The sequence below is a fragment of the Herbaspirillum sp. Her2 genome (assembly GCF_057961375.1).
On the sequence record NZ_CM176331.1, the window covers coordinates 1,286,164 to 1,312,253 of the forward strand.

Annotated in this window: 29 protein-coding genes and 1 tRNA gene; 15 read left to right on the forward strand and 15 right to left on the reverse strand. The window is 61.8% G+C overall.

Annotated elements, in window-relative coordinates; genetic code table 11:
* Positions 1-8: 8 nt before the first annotated feature.
* Positions 9-134, reverse strand: a complete 126-nt coding sequence (locus ACWHXP_RS05855) for a hypothetical protein (protein ID WP_489634260.1) — start codon at positions 132-134, stop codon at positions 9-11.
* 120 nt (positions 135-254) lie between these two features.
* Between ACWHXP_RS05855 and ACWHXP_RS05860 the strand changes: the two genes are divergently transcribed.
* The 3 genes from ACWHXP_RS05860 to ACWHXP_RS05870 are packed head-to-tail and all read left to right on the forward strand — an operon-like array spanning position 255 to position 2,033.
* Positions 255-1,184 carry a PepSY-associated TM helix domain-containing protein gene (locus tag ACWHXP_RS05860; protein ID WP_489634259.1) on the forward strand — a complete coding sequence of 310 codons (930 nt, stop codon included), beginning with the start codon at positions 255-257 and terminating at the stop codon, positions 1,182-1,184.
* Positions 1,181-1,618, forward strand: a complete 438-nt coding sequence (locus tag ACWHXP_RS05865) for a 4'-phosphopantetheinyl transferase family protein (RefSeq protein WP_489634258.1) — start codon at positions 1,181-1,183, stop codon at positions 1,616-1,618. The genes ACWHXP_RS05860 and ACWHXP_RS05865 overlap by 4 nt, the downstream gene beginning before the upstream one ends.
* The gene (locus tag ACWHXP_RS05870) at positions 1,593-2,033 is read left to right on the forward strand and encodes a 4'-phosphopantetheinyl transferase family protein (RefSeq protein WP_489634257.1); all 441 of its coding nucleotides are present in this window, start codon (positions 1,593-1,595) and stop codon (positions 2,031-2,033) included. Before ACWHXP_RS05865 ends, ACWHXP_RS05870 begins: the two co-directional genes overlap by 26 nt.
* Here ACWHXP_RS05870 and ACWHXP_RS05875 read toward each other — a convergent pair.
* A complete protein-coding gene (locus ACWHXP_RS05875; protein WP_489634256.1) occupies positions 2,030-2,407 on the reverse strand; it encodes an AraC family ligand binding domain-containing protein in 378 nt (125 codons plus the stop codon). The two genes, ACWHXP_RS05870 and ACWHXP_RS05875, sit on opposite strands and share 4 nt — an antisense overlap.
* A gap of 151 nt (positions 2,408-2,558) precedes the next feature.
* Here ACWHXP_RS05875 and ACWHXP_RS05880 point away from each other — a divergent pair, with 151 nt between their 5' ends.
* Entirely contained in the window at positions 2,559-2,690 is a 132-nt protein-coding gene (locus ACWHXP_RS05880; protein WP_489634255.1) for a hypothetical protein, read from the forward strand.
* A 388-nt stretch (positions 2,691-3,078) separates the two neighbouring features.
* On the opposite strand, the gene ACWHXP_RS05885 is transcribed toward ACWHXP_RS05880, so the two are convergent.
* Positions 3,079-3,984 carry a toxin-antitoxin system YwqK family antitoxin gene (locus tag ACWHXP_RS05885; protein ID WP_489634254.1) on the reverse strand — a complete coding sequence of 302 codons (906 nt, stop codon included), beginning with the start codon at positions 3,982-3,984 and terminating at the stop codon, positions 3,079-3,081.
* Positions 3,985-4,310: 326 nt separating this feature from the next.
* Between ACWHXP_RS05885 and ACWHXP_RS05890 the strand changes: the two genes are divergently transcribed.
* A complete protein-coding gene (locus tag ACWHXP_RS05890; protein WP_489634253.1) occupies positions 4,311-4,835 on the forward strand; it encodes a hypothetical protein in 525 nt (174 codons plus the stop codon).
* 129 nt (positions 4,836-4,964) lie between these two features.
* Positions 4,965-6,075 (forward strand): IS3 family transposase gene (locus ACWHXP_RS05895; RefSeq protein ID WP_489634252.1). Its coding sequence is split into 2 segments (ribosomal slippage): positions 4,965-5,227 and positions 5,226-6,075, totalling 1,113 coding nucleotides; the frame shifts between segments, so codons are not numbered across the junction.
* A gap of 408 nt (positions 6,076-6,483) precedes the next feature.
* Here ACWHXP_RS05895 and ACWHXP_RS05900 read toward each other — a convergent pair.
* The 3 genes from ACWHXP_RS05900 to ACWHXP_RS05910 form a co-directional block, all read right to left on the reverse strand.
* A tRNA-Ser gene (locus ACWHXP_RS05900) sits at positions 6,484-6,573 on the reverse strand.
* A 123-nt stretch (positions 6,574-6,696) separates the two neighbouring features.
* The gene (locus ACWHXP_RS05905; RefSeq protein ID WP_134135905.1) at positions 6,697-7,485 is read right to left on the reverse strand and encodes an SDR family oxidoreductase; all 789 of its coding nucleotides are present in this window, start codon (positions 7,483-7,485) and stop codon (positions 6,697-6,699) included.
* 96 nt (positions 7,486-7,581) lie between these two features.
* The gene (locus tag ACWHXP_RS05910; protein ID WP_157845819.1) at positions 7,582-7,728 is read right to left on the reverse strand and encodes a hypothetical protein; all 147 of its coding nucleotides are present in this window, start codon (positions 7,726-7,728) and stop codon (positions 7,582-7,584) included.
* Between the two features lie 12 nt (positions 7,729-7,740).
* Here ACWHXP_RS05910 and ACWHXP_RS05915 point away from each other — a divergent pair, with 12 nt between their 5' ends.
* A complete protein-coding gene (locus ACWHXP_RS05915; protein WP_121041732.1) occupies positions 7,741-8,505 on the forward strand; it encodes a sulfite exporter TauE/SafE family protein in 765 nt (254 codons plus the stop codon).
* A gap of 20 nt (positions 8,506-8,525) precedes the next feature.
* On the opposite strand, the gene ACWHXP_RS05920 is transcribed toward ACWHXP_RS05915, so the two are convergent.
* Complete coding sequence (locus ACWHXP_RS05920; protein WP_489634251.1) at positions 8,526-9,464, reverse strand: LysR family transcriptional regulator; 939 nt, start codon at positions 9,462-9,464, stop codon at positions 8,526-8,528.
* Between the two features lie 295 nt (positions 9,465-9,759).
* Here ACWHXP_RS05920 and ACWHXP_RS05925 point away from each other — a divergent pair, with 295 nt between their 5' ends.
* The 6 genes from ACWHXP_RS05925 (at position 9,760) to ACWHXP_RS05950 (ending at position 16,165) form a co-directional block, all read left to right on the forward strand.
* Positions 9,760-10,620: an HTD2 family dehydratase gene (locus ACWHXP_RS05925; RefSeq protein WP_489634250.1), complete on the forward strand. Its 861-nt coding sequence runs from the start codon at positions 9,760-9,762 to the stop codon at positions 10,618-10,620.
* Between the two features lie 43 nt (positions 10,621-10,663).
* Positions 10,664-11,830 carry an acyl-CoA dehydrogenase family protein gene (locus ACWHXP_RS05930; RefSeq protein ID WP_121041726.1) on the forward strand — a complete coding sequence of 389 codons (1,167 nt, stop codon included), beginning with the start codon at positions 10,664-10,666 and terminating at the stop codon, positions 11,828-11,830.
* 24 nt (positions 11,831-11,854) lie between these two features.
* Positions 11,855-13,045: a CaiB/BaiF CoA transferase family protein gene (locus tag ACWHXP_RS05935; RefSeq protein WP_489634249.1), complete on the forward strand. Its 1,191-nt coding sequence runs from the start codon at positions 11,855-11,857 to the stop codon at positions 13,043-13,045.
* Positions 13,045-13,884, forward strand: coding sequence for an HpcH/HpaI aldolase/citrate lyase family protein (locus tag ACWHXP_RS05940; RefSeq protein WP_489634248.1), 840 nt, complete (start codon positions 13,045-13,047; stop codon positions 13,882-13,884). Before ACWHXP_RS05935 ends, ACWHXP_RS05940 begins: the two co-directional genes overlap by 1 nt.
* A gap of 76 nt (positions 13,885-13,960) precedes the next feature.
* Positions 13,961-15,085: a zinc-dependent alcohol dehydrogenase family protein gene (locus ACWHXP_RS05945; protein ID WP_489634247.1), complete on the forward strand. Its 1,125-nt coding sequence runs from the start codon at positions 13,961-13,963 to the stop codon at positions 15,083-15,085.
* 54 nt (positions 15,086-15,139) lie between these two features.
* Positions 15,140-16,165: a TRAP transporter substrate-binding protein gene (locus tag ACWHXP_RS05950; protein ID WP_489634246.1), complete on the forward strand. Its 1,026-nt coding sequence runs from the start codon at positions 15,140-15,142 to the stop codon at positions 16,163-16,165.
* 82 nt (positions 16,166-16,247) lie between these two features.
* Here the strand turns inward: ACWHXP_RS05950 and ACWHXP_RS05955 are convergent, their stop codons facing one another.
* Positions 16,248-16,475 (reverse strand): hypothetical protein, encoded by a 228-nt coding sequence (locus ACWHXP_RS05955; protein ID WP_039785514.1) that lies wholly within the window; start codon positions 16,473-16,475, stop codon positions 16,248-16,250.
* Positions 16,476-16,702: 227 nt separating this feature from the next.
* Entirely contained in the window at positions 16,703-17,635 is a 933-nt protein-coding gene (gene argC, locus ACWHXP_RS05960) for an N-acetyl-gamma-glutamyl-phosphate reductase (RefSeq protein WP_489634245.1), read from the reverse strand.
* A 164-nt stretch (positions 17,636-17,799) separates the two neighbouring features.
* Between argC and ACWHXP_RS05965 the strand changes: the two genes are divergently transcribed.
* A complete protein-coding gene (locus ACWHXP_RS05965; protein ID WP_489634244.1) occupies positions 17,800-18,717 on the forward strand; it encodes a LysR family transcriptional regulator in 918 nt (305 codons plus the stop codon).
* Here ACWHXP_RS05965 and ACWHXP_RS05970 read toward each other — a convergent pair.
* On the reverse strand, positions 18,692-19,435 hold the full coding sequence (locus ACWHXP_RS05970; protein WP_489623096.1) for a GNAT family N-acetyltransferase: 744 nt from the start codon (positions 19,433-19,435) through the stop codon (positions 18,692-18,694). The two genes, ACWHXP_RS05965 and ACWHXP_RS05970, sit on opposite strands and share 26 nt — an antisense overlap.
* A 104-nt stretch (positions 19,436-19,539) precedes the next feature.
* Here ACWHXP_RS05970 and pdxR point away from each other — a divergent pair, with 104 nt between their 5' ends.
* Positions 19,540-21,015, forward strand: coding sequence for a MocR-like pyridoxine biosynthesis transcription factor PdxR (pdxR, locus tag ACWHXP_RS05975; RefSeq protein WP_489634243.1), 1,476 nt, complete (start codon positions 19,540-19,542; stop codon positions 21,013-21,015).
* On the opposite strand, the gene ACWHXP_RS05980 is transcribed toward pdxR, so the two are convergent.
* The 5 genes from ACWHXP_RS05980 to lysS all read right to left on the reverse strand — a co-directional run bounded on the left by ACWHXP_RS05980 (position 20,997) and on the right by lysS (position 26,069).
* A complete protein-coding gene (locus ACWHXP_RS05980; protein ID WP_489623094.1) occupies positions 20,997-21,431 on the reverse strand; it encodes a response regulator in 435 nt (144 codons plus the stop codon). The two genes, pdxR and ACWHXP_RS05980, sit on opposite strands and share 19 nt — an antisense overlap.
* A gap of 113 nt (positions 21,432-21,544) precedes the next feature.
* Positions 21,545-22,060 carry a DUF4118 domain-containing protein gene (locus ACWHXP_RS05985; RefSeq protein ID WP_209566801.1) on the reverse strand — a complete coding sequence of 172 codons (516 nt, stop codon included), beginning with the start codon at positions 22,058-22,060 and terminating at the stop codon, positions 21,545-21,547.
* Positions 22,061-22,168: 108 nt separating this feature from the next.
* Positions 22,169-23,101, reverse strand: a complete 933-nt coding sequence (locus tag ACWHXP_RS05990; protein WP_489623093.1) for an alpha/beta hydrolase — start codon at positions 23,099-23,101, stop codon at positions 22,169-22,171.
* A 429-nt stretch (positions 23,102-23,530) separates the two neighbouring features.
* The gene (locus ACWHXP_RS05995) at positions 23,531-24,229 is read right to left on the reverse strand and encodes a glycine zipper 2TM domain-containing protein (RefSeq protein ID WP_489634242.1); all 699 of its coding nucleotides are present in this window, start codon (positions 24,227-24,229) and stop codon (positions 23,531-23,533) included.
* Positions 24,230-24,527: 298 nt separating this feature from the next.
* Complete coding sequence (gene lysS / locus ACWHXP_RS06000; protein ID WP_489634241.1) at positions 24,528-26,069, reverse strand: lysine--tRNA ligase; 1,542 nt, start codon at positions 26,067-26,069, stop codon at positions 24,528-24,530.
* Between the last annotated feature and the right edge of the window lie 21 nt (positions 26,070-26,090).

Genomic DNA, 26,090 nt, shown 5'->3' on the forward strand with positions numbered 1-26,090 from the left:
GCCCGTGTTCATCGCGCATGATGTTGATCATGCGTCTCGAACAGCGCTGACTGCGGCTTCTCTTCCTTGAGCTGGCGTTCCAGTTCCTTGATGCGCTGTTCCGGCGTCAAGGGCTTGCTCGATTTTTTTGGCATGTTCTGTCCTTGCTTGCCTCGGCTCCTCCCCCCGTGTCAGAACACATGTCGCCCCAATAGGACCTGAGCCTTTAGTTCTGGTCAATTGATGGCGGTGGGTGGCTGTGGAGCTTATGGACGGTGCGCTGGCTTTCTATTGAAGAAGACAGCGGCCAAATCTGGCTGGGACTGGGTCCCTCCTACGACGCCCCGCGCAACCAGGACCACGTGGTGCGCTTCGATGCCCGCAGCGGCACACTGATTCATGCGGCCCGGTCGGGCGAACACACCTCGCCCTTATGGGTGGGGCTGATGTTCAAACTGCATACGGATTGGTTCGCCGGGTTGCCCGGTGAGATGTTTCTGGCGGTCATGGGCTTGCTGTTCGTGGTCGCCACGGTGTCAGGCGTCGTGCTGTACGCGCCCTACACCAAGAATCAGGCCTTCGGCACGGTGCGTAGGGGCAGGGCTGCACGGCTATACTGGCTGGACCTACACAACCTGCTCGGCATCGTCACGTTCGTCTGGGTGCTGCTGATTGGCGTGACCGGGATCATCAATCAGTTGTCTACGCCGCTCTACGACATCTGGCGCGCCACCGCGATGCAGACTTTGCTGAAGCCTTATCAGGGCCATGCGATGCCGCACCAGCTCAGTTCGCTGCAGGCCGCCTATGACACCGCCTTGCGCGCCACCCCGGGCAAGAGCGTGCGCAGCATCCGATTCCCCGATGACCAGTTCGGCAGTCCGCACCACTACCTGATCTGGACCAAGGGCGATACGGCGCTGACGTCGCGACTGGCCACGCCGGTTCTGGTCGATGCCCAGAGCGGCCAGCTCAGCGCTACCTTGCCGATGCCTTGGTATCTGACGGTCTTGCTGAGTTCACGGCCATTGCACTTCGGCGACTTTGGCGGCATTCCCTTGAAGATTATCTGGGCGTTGCTGGATCTGGTCACCATCGCTGTGCTGGTCAGTGGCCTAGTGTTATGGATATTGCGACGTAAGGCCGTGGCGCCGCCGGGGCAGCCGCCTCTGTCCGTCAAGGCGGTGCCGGGTCAGCGCGATTGAACGACAATGGCCAGACGCTTTACCGAGGCCAGTGCCTAAGCATGCCGGTACCGGGCACTGTTGACCTGTTCCTGTTTACCGGGGCCGAGGCTATTGCCCCGCCATTGGCCGCCGCGCTGGCGGTCTTTCTTGCTCCCGAGGAAACCCGCCGCGTGCATGCCTTGCAGCGTCGCGACGACCAATGCCGGACGTTAGCCGCGCGTGGCCTGCTGCGCAGAGTGCTGAGTGCCTATCACCCGCAGATCGCCCCCGGTGTCTGGCAGTTCACACACAATGCCTATGGCAAACCGGCTCTGACCGTGCCGCTGCTGCAATTCAATGTATCCCACACGGAAGGTATGATTGCGCTGGCCTTCAGCCACGCAGATTGTGCGGTCGGTGTCGACGTCGAGTTACAGGGCAAGCTCAGTGCGCAGCAAAGCCGCGAACTGTAGCGATCTGGTGCTAGCACCGCAGGAGCGCCGTCATGTCGAACACTACGAACGGGAATTTCCCGGGGAAGCGGCCAGCGCCTTTCTGCGCACCTGGGCTCTCAAGGAGGCCTGGCTCAAGGCTACTGGTGCCGGCTTGTCTATCAGCCCCGCTCACATTGCCTTGTGCTTTAATGTCGACCAGCAACTTGCGTTGCAGTTGAGGAAGGGTATCGCCGCCAGCATCCCGGAACATCAGCAACTCACACAACTCGTCGCACGGAACTGGTGGTTACATCATCAGCAATTGCGCGGCGATGGCGAACAAGGCCATGAATTGGCAGTGGCGTTGGACGTGGGACAGCATGTTGGGAGGGTGGGGCAGGTGTGCGTTGGGGATCTGATGCGGTCTGATTGGTACTTTGCCGAAACTTACTAGCGCCGTGTGCTGCCGTAAGCCCACCATCGGCCAAGCATCAAATGAGGGTTGGCCGGGATTCTGGAAATTTTTGCAGAAGTTGATCTAAGCAATTGATTTAATTGATTATTTAAAAGATAAAGCATCTGCCATGAGCGCCCCTCATTCCCCAGGGGAGTACCGTCATGCACCTCTTCGGGGTTGACCGTGATGATATCGCCAGCGATAGCTTTCACCATTCCACACTGGCTTGCCGATTTCTGTGCACCCCGCAAGATGAGCCCTACACCGAACTGCTCATGGGTGTGCTTGCCAAAATGTTGATCAGTGTCCGCAAACACCACCTGCATACCTGGTCTGGCGTACGTCAGAATTCTGAATGGAGCTTCCTGCAAGAAGGCCTCTCATGTGCATCAAAGTGGAAAGAGAAAATTTATTTTAGTTCTCCATTGAGGACTTTAGCAAACCTTGGCATTAGACAGCAAAAATTCCTGCTTCGTAAAAGCACTGGCGACTGGCTACGAGTGATCCGCCGAGTATTACATCATGGCTGCGGTCGACGCAACGCTGGAGCGTGGAGGCAAAGGCACCGTGCAGATGATGATTCCGGATCTGGACGTGGAGCCGCCCACAGAACAAAAGGCGCTGATGCAGCAAAGAGATATTGAAACGCCGTGAGTAAGGCTAACTCCACTTATAAATAACGGGTGGTGCCATTTAAAGACATTTGGTTGCACCAGTTACATCGGCAAGGTGGCACCATACTCGGAAAATTGCTGGCACCGCTTAAATCGCCAGGGTGGCACCTTTGCGGAGAATACTCACGCAAGCGGCCGAGGTCTGTTTCTCCTCGTGATCTGCAGATTTAAAAGCGGGAAACTCGACGCCCAGTTCGGGCGCGCTCTGGGCAGGGGCTGCTCGCAAAGGACACTTATCAAATTCCTGTGCCACCTAGTGACCTTTAGGGGGGACGAAAAAGAACTCACCAGTCTCGTGGTAATACTTCGAGATATATCGCTTAGTGGCACCTTGCCCCGCAAGAAGTATTCCTGCGGGGCATTTCAGGTCAATTAGGGTGTTTCCCCGACTTGCACCAAGACTCCCACTCGGCGAGCTGATCATGGGAGACGATGGCATCGGCACCTTGGTCCTGGCGGAACGCAATGATCCAGTCGTCCACACATTGATTCGGATCACCAGTGGTTGGCGCGGAAGTGACCTCCTTGCCAAATTTGTAGGTCTTTTCTGAAATTAGCGTGCCGTTCGCATCCCACCCTTTGACTATACCGTGCACGACGAGACCATGCTCGTTGTCGTAGTGATAGGGAACTTGTCCGGTCATTTTCCCCGTATCTGGATCAAATGACTCATCCCGTTGCTGTACTCCGTTGCTAAAAGTAGTGCGACGAATCACTTTCCCGTCTAGATCATAACTGGTCATCTCTCCATCGTACTTGCCACCCATGATGTTGGCTTCACGCAGACGTTTGCCGGTCTTCTGGTCAAATATCTCTTCAGGTCCAAACAAGGTGCCGTGTTGCCACTGTGCCGTATGGACCAGTATGTCGCTGTCAACGCTATAACTACGCTGGGTACCATCCGGTTGTCCATCCTCCATGTTGACTTCCGTTCTGAAACGTTCTCCGCGTTGACTTTGTCCGACCAGTTTCAATTGGTAGGCAAGGTGATTGTTCTTGAAGGCCGCTTCGATCTCTGCATTTTCCTCTCCTGGACGTTTGCAGACGACAGTCCCATCCAGAACACCATCGGAGACGTGGATATCACAGAGACGGCCAAAATACGAGGTGTAGCCGCCGGTGACTTGGTTGAATGTGCTGAGTACCTTACCAAAACCGGCATGCGATCCCATGAACTTCTCAGCAGGGACGTTGGTTACCAGGCCACTGAATGGTGAATTGGACGAACCTGAATAGATCTTGCCATTGGAGATCTGGGCGTTACGGAAGTCCAACGTGCTTGGCTGGCACCCAGCCAAGCTAAGCAAGAGAGGCAAAAGAAATAGGGAAAGGTGTTTTGTAAGCATGATGGAATCACAAAAAAGATGGTTGAAGAACTGGCCTATGCAATGAGATAGGTCCGCGATGCCTACGAATTTCTGAAATCATTTCGTCGTCGGGTCCAGGCATATAGCCGACGGTTCAAGCTATCCCGCCCCATGTAAAGCTCTCGTTTGAGCTTTTGGAGTAGGGTGCGCTTCGTTTTCTTCCGACCAATGGTTGTGCCGAGGATGTCGTGGCGATGAACGAGAACAGCAGGCGTCACCGATAGCGTTCTCACGTGATGCTCCCAATTGCGGTTGAGCAGATCGTCGACCGCATAGACAATCTTCCGTGCGTGGGCGACCAAGATGCGAGCCGCATCGCGATGAATGACATACCCTTGGGTGCCAAAAGGCTGTTTGCGATGATCTTTGACTACGCTTCCGTTGGACAATGTGGTGACCTCCCAGGAATCTTCTCCGCCGATATCACACAAGCGCATGATGCCGAACGAGAAAGTCGCCTGTCCATCAGTGCAGGAACGCTTATTAATACCGGTTCCTGGTTGGCGAGCGGCTCCTCCGTTTCTCTATCCGGTCGCAACGGCATCGGCAACCTGGGAGTCATCCGGACATCGGGAGATCTTTCCCTGGCTTCGACTGGCGTCATCGCCAACGCGGGTGCGATCGTGGCCGGTAGGGATGTGGTGGTGAACGGCGCAATCAGCAATCTGGCCGGAGCGACGATACACGCCGAAAGAAACGCTACGTTCAATGGCGGTGGCGGCAATGCCGGCACCATTGAATCGCTGAGCGATGTTTGACCGTACCCCAGAATTAGTACCGGTCTAAAGTAGAAATTTCCGGCTTTGACCTGCCCCCGGAATATCCGTACAGGTCAAAACTAGAGGTAAGGTTGCTTCTCAGCGCCCCGAAGCGGGCAAGGAGTAGCCATGAAACGATCGAGATTTAGCGAAGAGCAAATTGCCTATGCGTTGCGATTAGCTGAGAGTGGCACGCCGGTGGTCGATGTCAGTCGGCAGCTTGGGGTGTCGGAAGCAACCTTCTACACATGGAAGAAGAAGTACGCCGATTTTGGCGTAAGCGAGCTGCGCAAGCTCAAGCAACTCGAAGACGAGAATGCGCGCCTGCGACGTATCGTCGCCGACTTGACGCTGGATAAGCAGATCCTGCAAGAAGTGGTGCGAAAAAAGTCTGAAGGCTGCCAAACGGCGCGAGCTGGCGGCCTGGATGCAAGAGCGTTTCCAGATAAGTGTACGGCGTTCCTGCGCGCTGGCGTTGCTGCAGCGTTCAACATGGTACGAGAAGAGCCACGCACGAGATCAAAGCGCGCTACGCCAGCGCATCCGAGATATTGCCATGAGCCGTCCGCGATTTGGCTACCGACGAGTGCTGGTCATGCTGCGTCGCGAAGGCTGGGAAGTGGGTAAGAAACGCGTCTATCGACTCTATAGCCTGGAGGGACTGCAGCTACGGATGAAGGTCAAACGCCGCAAACGCATCGCCCTGCTGCGCGGAAAGCCGCCAGTACCCACCGGACCGAATCAGCACTGGAGCATGGATTTCGTTCATGATCAAATGCTTGATGGCCGCCGCTTTCGCATCCTGACCGTCATCGATCAATGGAGTCGCGAGAGTGTATGCCTAGAGGCCAACTTCCAGCAGAGCGGCCGTGCAGTTGGCCAGGCGTTGGACCGTTCTGCGGCCCTTCGCGGATGGCCCAAATCCATCACCGTGGATAATGGGACCGAGTTCACCTCCCGCGCCTTGGACGACTGGGCATACCGGCACGGCGTGAAACTCGACTACACGCGACCTGGTAAACCGACCGATAATGGCCTCATCGAGTCATTCAATGACCGGCTGCGTGATGAATTCCTTAACGAGCACGAATTCATCACACTCTATGACCTTCGAGAAAAGATGCAGGCTTGGCAGTACGACTACAACCATCATCGTCACCACGGCTCGCTTGGCCATCTGACCCCAAGTGAGTTCGTCCAAAAGTGGTCAGTGAAACCCAAAGAAGCAGCTCCTTTCTAGTTCTAAACTGTCCAACTTCCGAGGGCAGGTCAAAGCGGCTTAGTTTCTCGATCAACCTTGGTCCAGCCCGAGGGGTTCACTCCAAAAGTGGGTCAGTTTTCAGTGCAATTCAACAGACAGCTCGAAGAATAAACATTCCGGTTCCTTTTGTGAGTGAGAACGAGAGTCTTGGCTGCTTATCCAGCCAATCTCACACATGAGGAGTATGTGTTGAAAAAATGTAAATTCTTCGTTTTACCCTAGTGGGAAGCCTTTGAGTTGGTTGACGACTGTTGTGAACCAGTCGAGGTCCCACATGCGGCCAACGCAAGCCCATCAGAGCCAAATCGCCATGGCATACCCAATGGCATACTGTTTTGAGCGGAAAAAGAAAAATCCCTTTAGAATCAAGGGCTTCTTTGAAATTTTTGGCGGAGGCTGTGAGATTCGAACTCACGGACGGGTCACCCCGTCGGCAGTTTTCAAGACTGCTGGTTTAAACCGCTCACCCAAACCTCCTTGCGTGGCAGCCGGGCATGTTGCCCGTCGCACGAGGGCCGCATTATACATCACATCACTTGCTTTGCATCCACCCTTTCCGGCATGCAAGGCATCCGCCCACCAGACGACCCGGCATCCCGCTCAGAATGTCCCCGGATAAGCCCCCCCATCCATCAGCAGATTCTGCCCCGTGATGAACCCCGCCTGCGCACTGCACAGATAAGCGCAGGCATCCCCGAACTCGGCCGGATCGCCAAAGCGTCCCGCCGGATTGAGCTTGCGCCGGTCCGCCAGCACCTCGTCCACCGTGCGCCCGCTCTCCTTTGCCGCCCCCGTCGCAGTGGAACGCAGGCGATCCGTCTCGAACGGCCCCGGCAGGAGATTGTTGATGGTCACGTTGTGCGCCACCGTCTTGCGCGCCAGCCCCGCCACAAAACCCGTCAGCCCCGAGCGCGCGCCATTGGAGAGCCCCAGGATATCAATCGGTGCCCGCACCGCACTCGACGTGATGTTGACGATGCGCCCGAAGCCGCGCGCGATCATCCCATCCACCGTCGCCTTGATGAGCTCAATGGGCGTCAGCATGTTGGCGTCGACCGCCGCGATCCAGTCATCCCGCGTCCACTCACGAAAATCGCCCGGCTTGGGTCCGCCGGCATTGGTCACCAGAATGTCCGGGGCAGGGCAGGCAGCCAGCGCCAGGGCGCGTCCTTCCGGGGTGGTGATGTCGCACGCAACCGTGGTGATGATGGCACCGGTGGCGGCGGTCTCCGTGCGGATGGCCTGGGCCGTTGCTTCCAGTGCCTCCGCACCGCGCGCCAGCAGAGTGACGTGCACGCCTTCGCGCGCCAGCGAGAGTGCGCACGCGCGGCCGAGGCCCTTGCTCGATGCGCAGACGAGGGCGGTTTTACCTTTGATGCCGAGATCCATTCTGTCTTCCTTTGCTTGAGGGGGGATGGCGGGAAAGCACAGCCGCCGGGACAGCCCGGTCCGCCTGCGCTACACTGTCGGGCCTGATCGGCGGCGCTATTTCTTCATCACCATGTAGATGGCCAGCGCAATGAGGGCGACCACGCCCATCTCCAGCGCAAACACGATGACGCCGCTCATGTCAGTCTCCTTTTTTATCCTTCGATGCGGCCACTGCACCTTGCAGCCGGCCAGCAGAGGCATCACTGTACACCGATGACGGCTTCCTTGTTTTTCTCCGGCGTAGTCAACTTCCTGCTCGGCGGCCTGCTGGGCGCCATGGGCGGTCTCTTCGGGATCGGCGGCGGTCTCATCGCCATCCCCGTGCTGGGCTACCTCTACGGCATGGACCAGCAACTGGCCCAAGGCACGGCACTCGTGATGATCGTGCCCAACGTCGTCATCGCCTTCTGGCGCTACAAGCAGCGCAATCACATCCAATGGAGTACCGCCGCCATGATGTGCGTGCCGGCTGTCTTCACCACCTATGTCTCGGCCCGCATCGCCACGGCCATGGCGGCGCGCAGCCTGCATGTCTGCTTCGCCGCCTTCATGGGCCTGCTGGCGCTGTACTACCTGTGGACGCTGATGCGCAACAAACGCAGCGTGGAATCGTCCGTGATCCTCTCGCGTCGCTACATTCCGCTGGTGGGGATGGCTGCCGGCGCCTCGGCCGGTTTCTTCAGCGTGGGCGGCGCCATCGTCGCCGTGCCCTTGCTGACGGCCTTGTTCGGTGTGACGCAGACCGCCGCGCAAGGACTGGGGCTGGCCATGGTCACGCCCGGTACGCTGGTGGCGCTGTGGACCTACGCCCAGGCGGGGCACGTGGACTGGTCAGTGGGGATTCCGATGGCGCTGGGCGGCGTGCTCAGCATCTCCTGGGGCGTGGCGCTGGCACACCATCTGCCGGAGCGACGCCTGCGCATTCTCTTCTGCGCCGCATTGCTGTTGCTGTCGGTCTGGATGATGATCGCCGGCTGAGGGCCGGCCATCTCCGCCGCTCAGGCGGTCTTTCTTGCTCGTGCGGCGAGCTTGTCTTCGTCGCTCTCCCGCGCCATCTGCTCGCGGATGAAATCCACCAGATTGCGTGCATGCGGCGACAGCGTATCCATGTTCTGGAACACCAAGCTGCGCTCGCGCACGCTCCACGGATCGTTCAACTCCACCACCGCCAACTGCATGGTCTGCTGATGCCGCTGCGCCGCTGAACGCGGCACGATACCGATGCCGACATTGGTCTCGATCATGCGGCACATGGCTTCGAAGCTGCGCACCTGAATCCGCAGCTTGAGACGCTGCCCCTGTTCGGAAACGATCTTGTTGAGGAAGTGGTGCAGGGTGCTGCCTTCGTGCAGGCCGATGTGTTCGTACTCCAGCGTGTCCTGGAAGGGAACGCTGCCGGCGCCCGCCAGCGGGTGTTCCAGCGCAGTGGCCAGCACCAGCCTGTCGGTCGAGAAGTTGAGTACCTGCAGTCCATCCCCCTGCACCGGACCGGCCACGATGCCGATATCGGCCGTGCCTTCCTGGATGCCGCGCAGGATGTCATGGTTCAGGCGCTCTTCCAGTGAGACGTTGACCTGCGGATGTCTGGCCAGGAACTTGCCCAGGATCTCGGGCATGAATTCGGTCACCGCCGTGGTGTTGGCGAAAATGCGGATATAGCCCTTGATGCCGTTGTTGTACTGCTGCATGTCGCTCTTGAGGTGTTCCACCTGCTGCATGAAGAGCTGTGCGTGATGCAGCAGGGTATGCCCGGCTGGCGTGAGCTGCACGCCCTTGCTCTCGCGATAGAGCAGGCGGGTACCGAAGCGCGTTTCCAGTTCCTTGATGCGATTGCTGGTGGCGGCCAGCGAGAGATTCATGCGTTCGGCGCTGCGGGTGAGGCTGTTGAGTTCGGCGATGAGGATGAAGAGGCGCAGGTCGGTCAGATCGAAAAGCATGATGTCTCCCGGAAAGAGTCGGTGAGGATGGCGCCTGCACTGCGGCAAGCCTGGCCATCCTGTATTGCGGCACGCTTCCGCCATCGGTGCACGCGTGTTCTCGGTGGCTGCCCATGGTACGCCGAATCGCGTCGCTGCATGGCGTGAAATACGGACGAGTTGTGACGCGATGCCGCATCCCTGTGCTGCGCGTGACTTCAATTCTGCGTAAGCCCCCCTTCCAAAAATACAGATTGTCCCCGGCGGGTGGACACCGCAGACTCATGCCCAACCAACAACCACGATGCGAGGAGCCATGTCGCACCCCGACCTCGATCTCGCCCTGCTGCGGCAGTGGCTGGACAAGACCGAAACGCGCCACGACCAGATCAGCCCGGCCTTCGCGGCAGCGCTGGCGGCCACGCTGGACGGTCCGCGCCAGCCGCAGGTCGGCGACGCGCTGCCGCCGCTGTGGCACTGGATCTATTTCTGGAGCGTGTGCCGCCAGTCCGAAGTGGGCGCGGATGGCCATCCGCAGCGCGGTGGTTTCCTGCCGCCGGTGCCGCTGCCGCGCCGCATGTGGGCTGGGGGAAGACTGCGGTTTGCGGCTCCGCTGCCCGTCGGCGAAGAGGCCGAGAAGGTCTCGCGCATCGCCAGCGTGGACGTGAAGCAGGGCCGCACCGGCGCGCTCGCTTTCGTGACCGTGCAGCACACCATCCATCATCAGGGCCAGCTGTGCCTGACCGAAGAGCATGACATCGTCTATCGCGATCTGCCGCAGCCGGGCGCCCCGGTGGTGGTGCCGAAGAGCGCGCCCACCGATGCGCGCTGGTCGCGGCGCGTGGAGCCGGACCCGGTGCTGCTGTTCCGTTATTCGGCGCTGACCTTCAACGGTCATCGCATCCATTACGACCGCAGCTATGTCACCGAGGTGGAGGGCTATCCCGGCCTCATCGTCCACGGCCCCCTGATCGCCACCTTGCTGGCCGACCTGGTAGCGCGTGAAATGCCGCAGGCGGTGATGCGCGAGTTCAACTTCCGCTCGGTGGGAACCTTGTTCGATACCGAGCCCTTCACGCTGTGCGGCAATCCTGCTGCCGATGGCAAGAGCGTGGCGCTGTGGGCGCAGAACGAACGTGGCGAGCTGGCGATGCAGGCCGAAGCCCTGCTGGACTGAAACGAAATAAATCATTTAAAGAATATAGAGCCGGAGCCCCCTCATGTCGTATCAAGCCGTCCCTGATGCCTACACCGACCTGCGCGACGCCGTGCGTGACCTGTGCCAGACCTTCCCGCCGGAGTACTGGCGCAAGGTCGACGAAGCGCGCGGCTATCCCGAGCAATTCGTCGATGCGCTTACCAAAGCCGGCTGGATGGCGGCCCTGATTCCGCAGGAATACGGCGGCTCGGGACTGGGGCTGACCGAAGCTTCGGTCATCATGGAAGAGATCAATCGCACCGGCGGGAATTCCGGGGCCTGTCACGGCCAGATGTACAACATGGGTACGCTGCTGCGCCACGGCTCGGAACGGCAGAAGCAGCAATACCTGCCCAAGATCGCCAGCGGTGAACTGCGCCTGCAATCGATGGGCGTGACCGAGCCCACGACCGGTACCGATACCACGCGCATCAAGACGGTGGCGGTGAAGAAGGGCGATCGTTACGTGGTCAATGGCCAGAAGGTCTGGATCTCGCGGGTACAGCATTCCGACCTGATGATCCTGCTCGCCAGGACCACGCCTTTGGATCAAGTGAAGAAAAAGTCCGAGGGCATGTCGATCTTCCTGGTCGATCTGAGGGAAGCCATCGGCAAGGGGCTGGAGGTGCGGCCCATTCTGAATATGGTCAATCATGAGACCAATGAACTTTTCTTCGACAATCTGGAAATCCCCGCCGAGAACCTGATCGGCGAGGAGGGGCGCGGCTTCAGGTACATCCTCGACGGCCTCAACGCCGAGCGCACCCTGATCGCCGCCGAGTGCATCGGCGATGGCTACTGGTTCATCGACAAGGCGAGCGCTTATGCCAAAGAACGCGTGGTGTTCGATCGCCCCATCGGCATGAACCAGGGCGTGCAGTTCCCGATTGCCGATGCCTACATCGAGATCGAGGCCGCCAACCTGATGCGCTACCAGGCCTGTGCGCTCTTTGATGCCCATCAGAACTGCGGTGCCCAGGCCAACATGGCCAAGTATCTGGCGGCCAAGGCCTCTTGGGAGGCGGCCAATGTCTGCCTGCAGACGCATGGCGGGTTTGGCTTTGCCTGCGAATACGACGTCGAGCGCAAGTTCCGCGAGACACGGCTGTATCAGGTGGCGCCGATTTCGACCAACCTGATTTTTTCCTACGTGGCCGAGCACATTCTCGGTCTGCCCCGTTCCTTCTGAATCAGGCCGCCCAAGGGAGTCTCCATGTCGCACGCCAATCGCCCGCTGGAGGGCATCACCGTCATCAGTCTGGAACACGCCATCGCCGCGCCGTTCTGTACGCGCCAGCTGGCAGACCTGGGGGCCCGTGTCATCAAGATCGAGCGGCCCGGTGTCGGGGATTTTGCGCGCGGCTACGATACGCGCGTCAACGGCTTGTCCTCGCACTTCGTCTGGACCAATCGTTCCAAGGAAAGTCTGACCCTCAACCTCAAGGATGAAGAGGGCAAGCGCATCATCGACCAGCTTCTGGGCGAGGCCGATGTGCTGGTGCAGAACCTCGCACCGGGTGCCGCCGCCGGGCTCGGCCTGTCGGCCAAGGCGCTGCACGAGAAGCATCCGGGACTGATCGTGTGTGACATCTCCGGCTATGGCGAGGATGGTCCCTATCGCGACAAGAAAGCCTATGACCTGCTGATCCAGAGTGAAGCCGGTTTTCTGTCGGTCACCGGGACGCCGGATGAAGTGGTCAAGGCCGGATGCTCAATTGCCGATATCGCCGCCGGCATGTACGCGTATTCCAACATTCTGGCCGCCCTCATCAAGCGCGGACGTGATGGACGCGGCAGCCATATCGATCTGTCGATGCTGGAGGCATTGACGGAGTGGATGAGCTTTCCGCTGTATTACGCCTACCAGGGGGCCAGCGCGCCGGGCCGTTCGGGCGCGGAGCACGCCACCATCTATCCCTATGGACCATTCAAGGCCGGTGATGGCAAGACTGTCATGCTGGGCTTGCAGAACGAGCGCGAATGGAGAGTCTTCTGCGAAGTGGTCTTGCAGGACGCCGCGCTGGCCACCGATGAACGCTTTTCCAGCAATGCGCGCCGCCATGAACATCGCGAAGCGCTGCGCCAGCTGATCCTGGGCATGTTCGCCGACATGAGTGCGGAGCAGGTGGTGGCGCGCCTGGACCAGGCGCAGATCGCCAATGCGCGCGTGAATACCATGCAGGAACTGTGGCAGCACCCGCAACTGGCCGCGCGCGAACGCTGGACCGAAGTGGATACGCCGGCCGGCAAGGTGGCGGCGCTGCTGCCGCCGGGTGCCAATGACAGTTTCGATTACCGCATGGAAGCCATTCCTGCCTTGGGTCAGCACACCGAGGCCATCCTCGCCAGACTGGGCTATGACGCAGCTGCCATCACTGCGCTGCGCGAACGGGGGGCCGTGTAATGGCACCGCACATCACCACGGCCAGCAGCTACCTGTTCGTGCCGGCCAATCGTCCCGAGCGCTACGTCAAGGCGCTGGAGAGCGGGGCGGACGCCGTCATCGTTGACCTGGAAGATGCAGTCGCCCTGCCGCAGAAGGAGGAAGCGCGCGCCACATTGGCCCGCTGGCTGCGCGGCAATGGTCCGCAGCCGCGCCTGTGGGTGCGCATCAACGCGGCCGACAGCGTCTGGCACGGTGATGACCTGTTGACGTTTTCTGCACTATCGATGGCGGGCATTGTTCTGCCGAAGGCAGAGGAGGCCAAGACCCTGTCTTCCATCGCGCGTCGGCTGGGGCCTGGGCGTGGTCTGATTGCGCTGATCGAAAGTGCCGCCGGTCTGGCCGCGATGCGCGAGATCGCCGCCGTGCCGGGGGTGCAGCGGCTGGCCTTCGGGTCCATCGATGCGCAGGTCGATCTGGGCATGCAATGCGGCCCGGAGGAAGAAGAGCTGATGCACTTCCGCATGGAAATGGTGATGGCATCGCGCCTGGCGGGCATCGCGCCGCCCATCGATGGCGTGACCACGGACTTCAATGACGATGCCTTCCTCGCCCGCATGGTGCAGCGGGCCAGGCGCATGGGCTTTGGCGCGAAGCTGTGCATCCATCCGAAGCAGGTGGAGGGCGTGCGGCGTGGCTTCATGCCCGGCGAGCAGGAGCTGGCGTGGGCCGAGGAAGTGATGGCGGCCGTGCGTGCCAGCGATGGCGGTGCGATTTCGCTCAAGGGAAAAATGATCGACAAACCGGTGATCCTGCAGGCGGAGAAATTCCTGCATCAGGCCGGACGTCTGGTGGACTGAGCGCAGCTTGACCCGCGTTGCGCCGGGCAGCGCTCGTGTAATCTAGGCGTTTTCCAACTAGCAGGGAGACGACACCATGAAAATCCAGGCCGCCGTATTGCGTGAAATGACCGAGGCTTACCCCTTTGCGGTGAGCCAGCCGCTGAAGATCGAGGAACTCGATCTCGATCCGCCGGGCCCCGGTGAAGTGCTGGTCAAGATGAAGGCAGCGGGCCTGTGCCACTCGGACCTGTCGGTCATCACCGGTGTGCGTCCGCGTCCGGTGCCCATGGCGCTGGGGCACGAGGCATCGGCCGAAGTGGTCGAGGTCGGCAGCGGCGTGAGCGATCTGCGTGCGGGTGACCTGGTGGTGCTGGTCTTCGTGCCGAGCTGCGGTCATTGCCTGCCGTGCATGGAAGGACGTCCTGCGCTGTGCGAGCCGGGTGCGGCAACCAACGCGGTAGGGGAATTGCTCTCCGGCCAGCGCCGGCTGCATGACCGCGCGCAGCATGTACACCATCACCTGGGCGTATCGGCCTTTGCCGATCATGCGGTGGTGTCGCGCCGCTCCTGCGTGAAGATCGAGGCGGACATCGATCCGGTACAGGCGGCCCTGTTCGGCTGCGCCGTGCTGACCGGTGTGGGTGCGGCGGTCAATACGGCCGAGGTCAAGGCCGGGACCACGGCGGCCGTGCTGGGATTGGGCGGCGTGGGCCTGTGCACCATGCTGGGCGCGCTGGCCTCCGGTGCCCGCGAAGTGATTGCCGTCGATCTGCATGACAGCAAGCTGGAAGTGGCGCGCGCCTTGGGCGCTACGGCCACCGTCAATGCCCGTGATCCGGATGCGGTGGAGAAGGTCAAGGCGCTGACCAAGGGCGGCGTCGATTACGCCTTCGAGATGGCGGGGTCCGTGCAGGCCATGGAGGCCGCCTATCGCATGACCCGGCGCGGTGGCATGACGGTCACCGCCGGCCTGCCGGCACCGAACCAGAACTGGCCCTTGCAGCAGGTCAGCCTGGTGGCCGAGGAACGGACCGTCAAGGGCAGCTACATCGGCTCCTGCGTGCCGGTGCGCGATATCCCGCGTTACATCGGCCTGTACCAGGCCGGCAAGCTGCCGGTGGACAAGCTCATGGGTAAGCGCCTGGCGCTGGCCGATATCAATCGCGGCTTCGACCGCCTGCACAGCGGGGAGGGCCTGCGTGACCTGATCGTGTTCTAACGCCGGAAGGCCGAGGTCATCGGCCTGCCGGCTTCACCCCCGGAGGAGACATCCATGACCATCATCACAAAGCGGGCGGCACTGATCGCCTGCGCCTTCGCCACGCTGAGCCTGTCGGCCACGGCAGCGCTGGCCCAGCAGACCATCGTCATCAAGTTCAGCCACGTGGTGGCCAATGACACGCCCAAGGGCAAGGGCGCGGAACGTTTCAAGGAGCTGGCCGAGAAGGCCACTCATGGCCGCGTCAAGGTCGAGGTCTATCCCAACAGCACGCTCTACAAGGACAAGGAAGAACTGGAAGCCCTGCAACTGGGCTCGGTGCAGATGCTCGCTCCTTCGCTGGCCAAGTTCGGCCCGCTGGGCGCCAAGGAGTTCGAGGTCTTCGATCTGCCCTACATCTTCCCCAACAAGACCGTGCTGAAACGCGTGACCGAAGGGCCGATCGGGCAGGGGCTGTTCCAGAAGCTGGAGAGCAAGGGCATCAAGGGCCTGGCCTACTGGGATAACGGCATGAAGGTGATGACGGCCAACCGACCGCTGCACAAGGTGGCGGACTTCCGGGCACTGAAGATGCGCATCCAGTCCTCCAAGGTACTCGATGAACAGTTCCGCGCGCTCAAGGCCAATCCGCAGGTGCTGGCGTTTTCCGAGGTGTATCAGGCCATGCAGACCGGCGTGGTGGATGGCAGCGAGAACACCCCGTCCAATGTCTATACGCAGAAGATGCACGAGGTGCAGTCCAACCTGACGGTGTCGGACCACGGCTACATCGGCTATGCGGTGATCGTGAACAAGAAGTTCTGGGAAGCCCTGCCGGCGGACGTGCGCAGCCAGCTGGAAGGGGCCATGAAGGAGGCGACGGTGTATGCCAATACCATCGCCCAGAAGGAAAATGATGATGCCTTGGCCGCCATCAAGGCCAGCGGCAAGACCAAGGTCTATACCTTGAGCGAGGAAGAGAAAGCCGAATGGCGGCGCGCACTGCTGCCGGTGCACAAGAGCATGGCCTCACGTGTGGGGCAGGATCTCATCGATGCAATCTATAAGGAAAGCGAGGCGGCAGGCGTGAAGATGAATTGAGCGCACAGCCCGCAACAGCCGAAAGCGCGGCCTGCAGCGATGCAGGCCGTTTTTTCATGCGGCAGAGGAGGGAAGAAAAAACTTACTTTTTCTTGCGCTCGCGGACGTATTGCTCGGCCGCCGTGACGGCATTCTGCAGGGCTTCCATCTTGGAATTGCCCGGCTTGAAATCGCCGAATTCATGCGTGGTGCGGTCCGGGAAGTCGATATGGACGAACGCCGTCCACTTGCCATCGGTACGCAATACGGGAGTCAATTTGATGGTCGCGTCAAAATACTTGCACGCGATAGCGCCTAAGGTGGTGGACATCTTGCTTCGAAGCGGGCGGCGGTCACTGCTGAGGGGGAGGGCCGGCACCTGCAGGTTGGGTGGCAAATCGAGGTGCCATCATGCCACAGCCTGCGCTTTCCTGCCTTGCGCTATTTCAGTCCTTTACCACAATTTACGAGCAAGACGCTTGACGGCGGACGCGGCCTTGTGGGTCTCGCCCGCCAGTCAATGGATGCATGCTGATGAGCTTGACCCTGATACACGAGTCAGTGGGCGCCCAGCATCAGGTCCAGGTTCTGCACGGCGGCACCGGAGGCGCCCTTGCCCAGGTTGTCGAACACGGCGCACAGCAGGAGGTGTCCTTCGGCGGCATTGCCGAAGACGCCCAGCGTCATGTCGTTGCTGTTGTTGTGGCGGGTCGGATCGAGCTGGGCCGTGGCCGCGCTTTGTTCCGCATCCAGCACGGTGACGTGGCGCGCACCGGCGTAATGCGCCTGCAGGGCGGCCCGCAGGCTCTCCAGCGTGGCGTTCGGCGGCAGCAGGCGGGCCTGCAAGGCGATGGACAGCACGATGCCCTGGCGGAAGGCGCCATAGCTGGGCACGAATACCGGGCGCTGCGACAAGCCGGCGTGCAACTGCATCTCCGGCGGATGCTTGTGCGCCAGTCCCAGTCCGTATAGCACGAAGGGCGCGGCTTGCGCGGCCTCCGCCCCTTCGTATTGCTCGACCTGGGCGCGGCCGCCACCGGAATAGCCGGAGACCGCATGGATGGTCAGCGGATAATCGGCGGGCACCAGGCCGGCCTGGACCAGTGGACGCAGCAGGGCAATGGCACCGGTTGGATAGCAGCCGGGATTGGTCACGCGCTGTGCATGGGCAATCGCCTGCGGCTGTTGCGCCGACAGTTCGGGGAAGCCATAGACCCAGCCGGGGCTGGTGCGATGGGCCGAGCTGGCATCGATCACGCGCACCTTGGGATTCTCGATCAGCGTGATGGCTTCGCGGGCAGCGGCATCCGGCAGGCACAGCAGGGCGATGTCGGCGCTGTTGATGGCCTCGGCGCGGCGGGCTGCGTCCTTGCGTTCGGCGGCCGGCAGGGTCAGGATGCGCAGGTCCTTGCGGTCGCGCAGACGCTCATGGATCTGCAGGCCGGTGGTGCCTTGGTCGCCATCGATGAAGATCAGGGGAAGTGTGCTCACGGGTTGCTCCAATGCAGGGAAGACAGGGATGTGCGCCGAAACAGGTCGGCTGGCGCTTGCCGAAGACCTGCATGGTGAACCGGATCGTATAATTGGAAAAGTTGAATATCACAAAGAGTTCGTTCAGTTTTCCTGAACGTGGTCTTTTCCATGGGAGTCATGCAATGCGTGAATTGAGCCTGGACCGTCTGCGTACCCTGGTGGCCATTGCCGACCTGGGTTCCTTTGCCGCCGCCGCGCGCGAACTGCACCTGGCTCCACCCACGGTGAGCCTGCACATCAGCGAACTGGAAGAGCGCATCGGTGAGCCGCTGCTGTTGCGCCAGCGCAGCCAGGTGCGGCCTTCCGGCATCGGTGCCACCCTGATCGCCCGCGCACGGCAATTGCTGGCGGCGGCCGACCAGGCACTGGAAGAAGTCGGCCGGCAAGTGCTGGGGCTGGCCGGGCGCGTCAGGCTGGGTGCCTCCACCGGGGCCATTGCCACGTTGCTGCCGCAGGTGCTCGAACGGCTGGGGCAGCGCCATCCCGATATCGACGTGCAGATCCACATCCTGACCTCGCAGGAGACACTGTCGCAGTTGAACGAAGGGCTGCTGGACATCGGCCTGGTCGCCTTGCCACAGTCTCCCGTGAGCGGCCTGACGGTCCGGCCGTGGCGGCGTGATCCGGTGATGGCCTTCCTGCCGGCGGCCTGGCACGCGCCCCGGCTGGTCACGCCGGGCTGGCTGGCCGCGCAGCCGCTGATCCTCAATGCGCCCGAGACGCGGCTCTCGCGTCTCACCAGCGAATGGTTCGCGGGGGCCGGTGAACAACCGGAGGCGCGCATCCAGCTCAATTTCAACGATGCCATCAAGAGTCTGGTGGCCGCCGGTTACGGTGCCACGCTGCTGCCGCATGAGGCCAGCGCGCAAGGGCGGCCGGTGCCGCTGGATCCGCGCATCGTCATGCGGCCCTTGCGGCCAGCGCTGTGGCGGCCCCTCGGTATCGCCCATCGCGCCAGCCAGCTGGAACCGGCGACGCGCCATGTGCTGGAAGCGCTGTGGGAACTCAAGCAGCTCAAGACACCGCGTTCGCCTGCGTAAGCGCGGCGCGTGTCAGGACGGAAAGTGACTGGCGCTGTTGGCCCGCTGCATCGAAATTGCCGTCGTCCAGCCATCGTTCAAAGGCTGCGCGTAGTGCCGGCCATTCGCTGTCGATGATGGAGAACCACGCCGTATCCCGGCTGCGGCCACGATAGACGATGGCCTGGCGGAAGATGCCCTCGAAGCTGAACCCCAGGCGCTGCGCGGCAGCGCGCGAGGGCGCATTGAGGCTGTCGCACTTCCATTCGTAGCGGCGATAGCCGAGATCCTCGAAGACGTGGCGCATCAGCAGGTAGTGCGCTTCGGTGGCCATGCGGCTGCGCTTGAGCAGCGGCGAGAGTGCGATGTGCCCGACCTCGATCACGCCGTGCGCCGGTTCGATGCGCATGAGGGCCAGGGTGCCGATGGCGTCCCCCGTGCGCAGGTCGATCACGGCATGGTGCAGCGGATCCTGCGTGGCCTGCATCTGCATGGCCTGCTGACGGTAGCTGGCGGCGTCGGGGAAGGGGCCGCTCATCATGTAGGTCCAGTCGCGTCCATCCGGGGCGGTGGCGAAGGCGGCGTGCAGTTGCGCGGCGTGGCGATCGGCATCCAGCCGCTCCAGCCGGCAGCTGCGGCCTTGCAGGGTGCGTCCATCGGGACGCGCACGCGGCTGCCAGTCCGGCAGGGCAGGGCCGATGGGTTGCTGGTAATCGTTGCTGCGGACGAGATCGGTCATGGTGGCTTTCATGGCGAGGGAGAGCTGGCACGATAGCGTTTTCGTGGCATCATCAAAAGTGCCACAAGACGATGATTTGATGGAGCCACGAAAACCTGCTTGCCATGCCACTTTCCTTGCTGTCTTCCCCGCTCGATGTACGGCCCGGCGCTGCTTCGCGCCAGCAGCAATTGCTGGCGCGCTTCAAGCGCGCCATCCTCGGTGGCCAGTTGCCGCCCGGCAGTCGCCTGCCTTCCACCCGCAGCCTGTGCGAGCAGTTGCAGGTAGCGCGCAATACCGTGCTGGCTGTCTATGAACAACTGGTGGCCGAGGGCTATGCCGTAGCGGATCGGCAGGGGACGCGCGTGGCGACCCTGCTGGCAGCGCCGGCAAGGCTGCATGCCGTGTCCTCTCCGTCACGCACCGGCCACGCACGCCCATCGCGCCGGGTCAGCACCATGCAGCCCACGCGCGATGCCGGTGACCGCGGGCTGGCCCTCACGCCGGGGATGCCGGCGCTCAATCGCTTTCCGCTCAATGCCTGGCTGCGCGCGCAGGAGCGCGCGCTGAAACGGGCCGGCCCGATGGCGCTGGCCTATGGCGATCCGCTGGGCGAGCCAGCCTTGCGCGAGGCCATCGCGCAATATCTGCGGGTGGCTCGCGGCGTGCGTTGCGAAGCGGGACAGGTGGTGGTGACCGAGGGCTCACAAGGGGCGCTGTCGCTGTGCGTGCGGCTCTTTGCCAATCCGGGCGAGCGCGCCTGGCTGGAGGATCCCGGCTATGGCGGGGTGCGTGCCGCCTTCCATGCAGGCGATATGAAGATTCGTTCCATGCCGGTCGACGAGGAGGGCATCCTGATTGCCGAGCGGGCCTGGCGCTCGCCGCCCCGGCTGATCCATGTGACGCCTTCGCACCAATATCCGACCGGCGCGGTACTGTCGCTGGCGCGGCGGCTGGCGCTCATCGCGCGGGCCCGTGAACACGGCTGCTGGATCATCGAGGACGATTACGACAGCGACTTCCGCCATCACGGCCATCCCATCCCGGCCATGCAGGGACTGGTGCCGGATGCGCCGGTGCTGTACGTGGGCACCTTCAGCAAGACCCTGTTCCCGGGCTTGCGCATCGGTTTTCTGGTACTGCCGTCTTCCGTGGGAGAGGGGGCGGGGCGCGCGCTGTCCGAGTTGTTGCGCGGCGGGCACCGGCTGGAGCAACTGGCGTTGGCGGAGTTCATGGCCGGCGGCCAGTTCGCGCGCCATCTGGGACGGATGAAACGGCTCTATCGGGAGCGCCAGCAGGCTCTGCGGGCGGCCTTGCAGGCGCAGTTGCCGGAGTTCGGCGTTTCAGGGGGCGACAGCGGCTTGCATTTGACCTTGCGGCTGCCGCCGGATTGTCCGGATACCGCCGTGAGTACGGCGGCGCGGGCGGCGGGCATGAACGTCGGGGCGCTGTCGTCGTTTTCGGCTGGGCCGGCGCAGGCTGGCAACAACGGGCTGGTGATCGGTTACGGCAATACGTCACACGAGCAATATGCAGCGCTGATCAGGCGCCTGGCGGGCATCGTCAGGCGCGTGCGGCGTGATCAGAGCGTGGCCGGCTGATGCAGGCGCTGCTTCACGCAGCGCGTGACCAGGTCCATGTAATCGGCCGCGCGGGCCGGCTTGGCGGCATACCAGATGCGGCTGTCTTGTTCCTGGGCGAAATCGGCGGACATCGGCGCGGCCGTGAACAGCACCAGCGGGATATGCGCCAGTTGCTGGTAGATGCACAGGGTGCGCAGCAATTCATACCCTTCGGTGCCGGTAAAGCTGCGCGGATCCAGCAGGATCAGGGCCGGCAGCTCCTTGCTGCGGCACAGCGCCTTGGTCAGCAGCGAAGAATTGGCCAGTTCGGCATCGTCGAACCATTCGAACTGGCAGGGCAACTGGCTGCGCCAGACGGCGAAGCGGGCGGTTTCGATGGCGTCCAGGTCGGCATCGACGACGAGTACGCTGGGCAGGTGATGGGTCAGGGACATGGCAGCCTCCTTGCTGGTATGGAGGCATCTTAGGGGAGAGGCTGCGGGCAGGGTATCAGGGGCTTCCTGATGGGCTGCGCAGGTGTTGCCGGCAGCCCCGGTGCGGATCGAAATCAGGCGCTTTCGCGGGCGCTGCTTTCGAATTGCCTGGCGTATTCGGCACGGCGCGCCTGGTCCGATTCGATCAGCAGGCGATAGCGGGTTTCCGATACGCGCTGCTGCAGCACCGCGGCATAGCGCTCGCGCTGCAGCCACTCAATGATGATCGAGGCGGTGGCGACGATGACCATGTAGACCAGGATCAGGAAGATGTCCTTGTCGTTGAGCCCGTCCATCGTGTAATACGGCTTGCGGAAGAAGAACATGGCCGTGGGGATGCTGATGGCCAGCAGGCCCAGGGAATACAGATAGCCGAACAGATAGCTCATCACGATGCAATTGACGGCAAAAAACAGCATCGACAGCGATTCCTCGACAAAAGGCGCCAGCGCATAGCGCAGCCCGAAGGCGGCGACGAAGCCGAACGTACTGACGTACAACGGCCTGAAGCCCTGCGGGCGCCAGCTTTTGGCGTTCTTGAGTCGGATCAGGCTCATGATGGTCTTGGAGTGGGGGCGCGTCGTATCCATCTTGGTTCACATTGCACGGTGGTGCAATGGGCTCATGTTAAGAATGCTGTCTGTCAAAAGACTTACTGGCGGCCAAATTGCCGGGCTGCGTTGTATCTTCACATCAAGTCAGTGCCGTCTGTCCTTCAGCGGCGAGGCATGGGCGAGATACTTGCGCTTCATCTCGTTGCCGTGGATCTCGATGCTGCGCTTGATGAACATCACGGTTTCGTTGGTGACGATTTCACGTTCATTGTCGACGGTGATGATGTGATAACAGTCGCCCAGCCAGATCACCTTGCGTACCTCGGCGTTGATCTGTTGCAGGATCAGCTCGGCATTGCGCGGCGATGCGGTTTCATCGTCGATGGAGTGAATGATCAGGGTATCGGTGCGGACCAGGGGCAGGGATTTGCGCACGAAAGCGATCATGCGCAGGGCGGCGCGCAGGTGGCGTGCCGGGATGGCAGCGGCACCGACGGCGGCCACGCCATCCTTTTCCAGTGCGGCGGCCACACGGCGGCGCATCTCGTAATTCTTGATGCCGTAGGGTTCGCTTTCCTTGTAGGACCAGTTGCGCACGCCCATGTCATAGACCACGGTCAGCATTTTCCAGTACCAGGGCACTGACCAGCCATCGTATTGCAGCACCGGCGAGAGCAGCACCACCGACAGCAGTTCCTTGCTGCGCGCCGCCACGGCCAGCGCCAGCGTCGCGCCCATGGACAGGCCGCACAACGAGACGGTACGGAATTCTTCCTTCAGGCGCGCCACCCGGCTTTCGACCACGGCGCACCAGTCTTCCCAATTGGGCGAGACGCGCGGATTGGTCAGGGCAGCGGAATAGTTGTCGATGTTGAGCGGGATGACGGTACAGCCAGCCTTCTTCAGCTGCTTGGGGATGGACCCCATTTCCAGCTGCGAACCGCACAGGCCGTGCAGGAGGATGACCGCATGCTCCTTGTGCGGGCCGCCGTGTCGCTCTTCAGGCTGAGGTTGCTCGACAGGCTCGGCCGCTGTGCTGGCCGGGCTGCTGGTATCGGTGGATGACAGTGAGTCCATAAATCTTCAAACGCTTTTCGCGCCCCGTGGGCGCCGCCCGGCGAATTCTTCGCCCCCCGTTCAGTACGAGTAAGCGGGTCGACGCTTCAGCGTTCTGTTTCCCGACTACCAACTCCGCTGCCGTCCAGGCGGATGACTTTTCGCGAAAGTCTAACTGCCTCGTTGAAATGTTGCCAGCGTTTATCAATTGCCTTCCCGGAAACGCCGGGTGACGGTGGCCTGGCATGCCATCCGGCAGGAAAATGACAATCTGATGTCAGGATAACGTTGTAAAGACGCAATTGGTGCACAAATCTTCATATCCAGCACCAAAAGACAAATACCGGGCGGTTAAACGACAACAAAGACGACAACAAAGAAAAAGCCCTTCGAGGCGGCTCGAAGGGCTTGATATCCGCGCCCGGAGACCGGGCGAAGGGGCTGTCGGACTTAGCCGCGGCCTTCCAGGCGGCCATTGACCACGCGCACCTGGTCGCCGACACGCCAGTTTTCGCTGGTTTGCGGGAAGCTGCGGGTCTTGCCGTTGTCCATGCGCACGTCGACGACGTAGCTGGTGGTGGAGCGCACGTTCTTTTCCACTTCGTTGCCGGCGTAACCGCCGCCGACGGCACCGGCAATGGTGGCCAGTGTACGGCCGGTACCACCACCGATCTGGTTGCCCAGCAGGCCGCCGACCACCGCGCCGCCAGCAATACCCACACCGCTGGTCGGGACGCTGTGGCGCACGGTACGCACGCCGATCACTTCACCGCAGCTGCTGCAGACGGCCGAGGCGCGCTGGGCCACGGGTGCTGCTGCCTGGGCCGGGTAGGCGCCCTGTTGCGGCTGGTAAGAGGTGGATTGCGGAGCTTGTTGCTGCACCAGCGGTTGCTGGCCCTGGGCGGCTTGGCCCGGCTGGCCGGCTTGCTCCATGGCCGCGACCTGCTGCGGCGAATTGGCGCTCTTGGAGCTGGGCAGCAGACCCGTCATCGCGGCCACGCCGATCAGGCTGACCAGAATCACGGCCACCGAGGCACCGGCGACCAGCGGATGAATCCGGCCCGACGAAGCAGGTGCGGAAGGCTGGCTCACGGCGTTGTTGCTTGCGTTCAGGTTTTGCGGGGTATTGGTATTGGCATTGGTTTCCATGATGACCTCTCTAGTTGTTCTGTTGTCGTTGATGAGTGGATGACTGGATTATGGAGTGGTCATGGGCCAAAAAAAATCCCGATTCTGTGTCAGTTGTAAGGACTTGTAATCCTGCAACAGACGGGCTGGACACGGGTTTGCGGCAAGACAACGCTGCTCTGCAGCAATCGAAGGGCGTGTCAGGCGGGAAGGGAAGGTCGTGCAGGGAGGATGGGGTTCCGCATCCCGGGCGGGATGCGGAGGCAGCAAGGCTGGATGCGCCAACACGGGAGCGGCAGCGCCGTCCCGCGTACGACGATCAGTCTTCGCGGCGCAGGTGCGGGAACAGGATCACGTCGCGGATGTTGGGCGAGTCGGTGATCAGCATCATGAGACGGTCGATGCCGATGCCGCAGCCACCGGCCGGCGGCATGCCGTATTCCAGGGCACGGATGTAGTCGGCGTCGTAGTACATGGCTTCCTCATCGCCAGCGTCCTTGGCGGCCACTTGCGCCTGGAAGCGGGCGGCCTGGTCCTCTGCATCATTCAACTCGGAGAAGCCGTTGGCGATCTCGCGGCCGGTGATGAACAGCTCGAAGCGCTCGGTGATGCCGGCGACCGTGTCGGAAGCGCGCGCCAGCGGCGAGACCTCGACCGGGTAATCGATGATGTAGGTCGGGTTCCACAGCTGCGATTCGGCCGTTTCTTCGAACAGCGCCAGTTGCAGCGCGCCGATGCCGGCACCGGCCAGCGGGGCTTGGTCGGTCTTGACGCCGAACTTCTTGAGTTCAGTGCGCAGGAAGTCGATGTCGGCCAGTTGCGCTTCGGTGTAGTTCGGAGCGTACTTCAGGATCGCGCCGGTGATGGTCAGGCGGTCGAAGGGCTTGGACAGGTCCAGCTCGCGGCCCTGATAGGTCAGCACGGCGGTGCCGTGGGCGTCGATGGCGGCCTGGCGGATCACCTGTTCGGTGAAGCCCATCAGCCACTGGTAATCCACGTAGGCAGCGTAGAACTCCATCATCGTGAATTCGGGATTGTGACGCGGCGAGACACCTTCGTTGCGGAAGTTGCGGTTGACCTCGAAGACGCGCTCGAAACCGCCCACCACCAGGCGCTTCAGGTACAGCTCGGGGGCGATGCGCATGAACATCTGCATGTCCAGCGCATTGTGGTGGGTGATGAAGGGCTTGGCCGCCGCGCCGCCCGGGATCGGGTGCAGCATCGGGGTTTCCACTTCCATGAAACCGTTGGTTTCCATGAAGCGGCGGATCGACGACATCGCTGTAGTACGCGCCTTGAAGGTGCGGCGCGTCTCTTCGCTCATGATCAGGTCGACATAGCGCTGGCGGTACTTCATTTCCTGGTCGGCCAGGCCGTGGAACTTGTCCGGCAGAGGGCGCAGCGACTTGGTGATCAGCTTTAACTTGGTGACCTTGATGGACAGCTCGCCGGTCTTGGTCTTGAAGAGGGTGCCTTCAGCGCCCAGGATATCGCCCAGGTCATAGTGCTTGAAGGCGGCCATGGCTTCTTCGCCGGTGACGTCGCGGGTCACGTAGAGCTGGATGCGGCCATCGGCGCGCGCGCCCGAGGCGTCCTGCAGGGTGGCGAAGGCCGCCTTGCCCATGACACGCTTCAACATCATGCGGCCCGCCACGGTCACCTGGACCGGTTCGGCTTCCAGCACTTCATTCTCCAGGCCATCGTACTTGGCGTGCAGGTCGGCGGCATTGTTGGCCGGGCGGAAATCGTTGGGGAAGGCGACGCCCTGCTCGCGGATGGCGGCCAGCTTGGCGCGGCGCTCGGCGATGATGCTGTTCTCGTCGGCTGCCGGCTGGGCGGCGGGGGTGTTTTGCGTGGTCATGGTTGGAATTCTTGAAGGTTG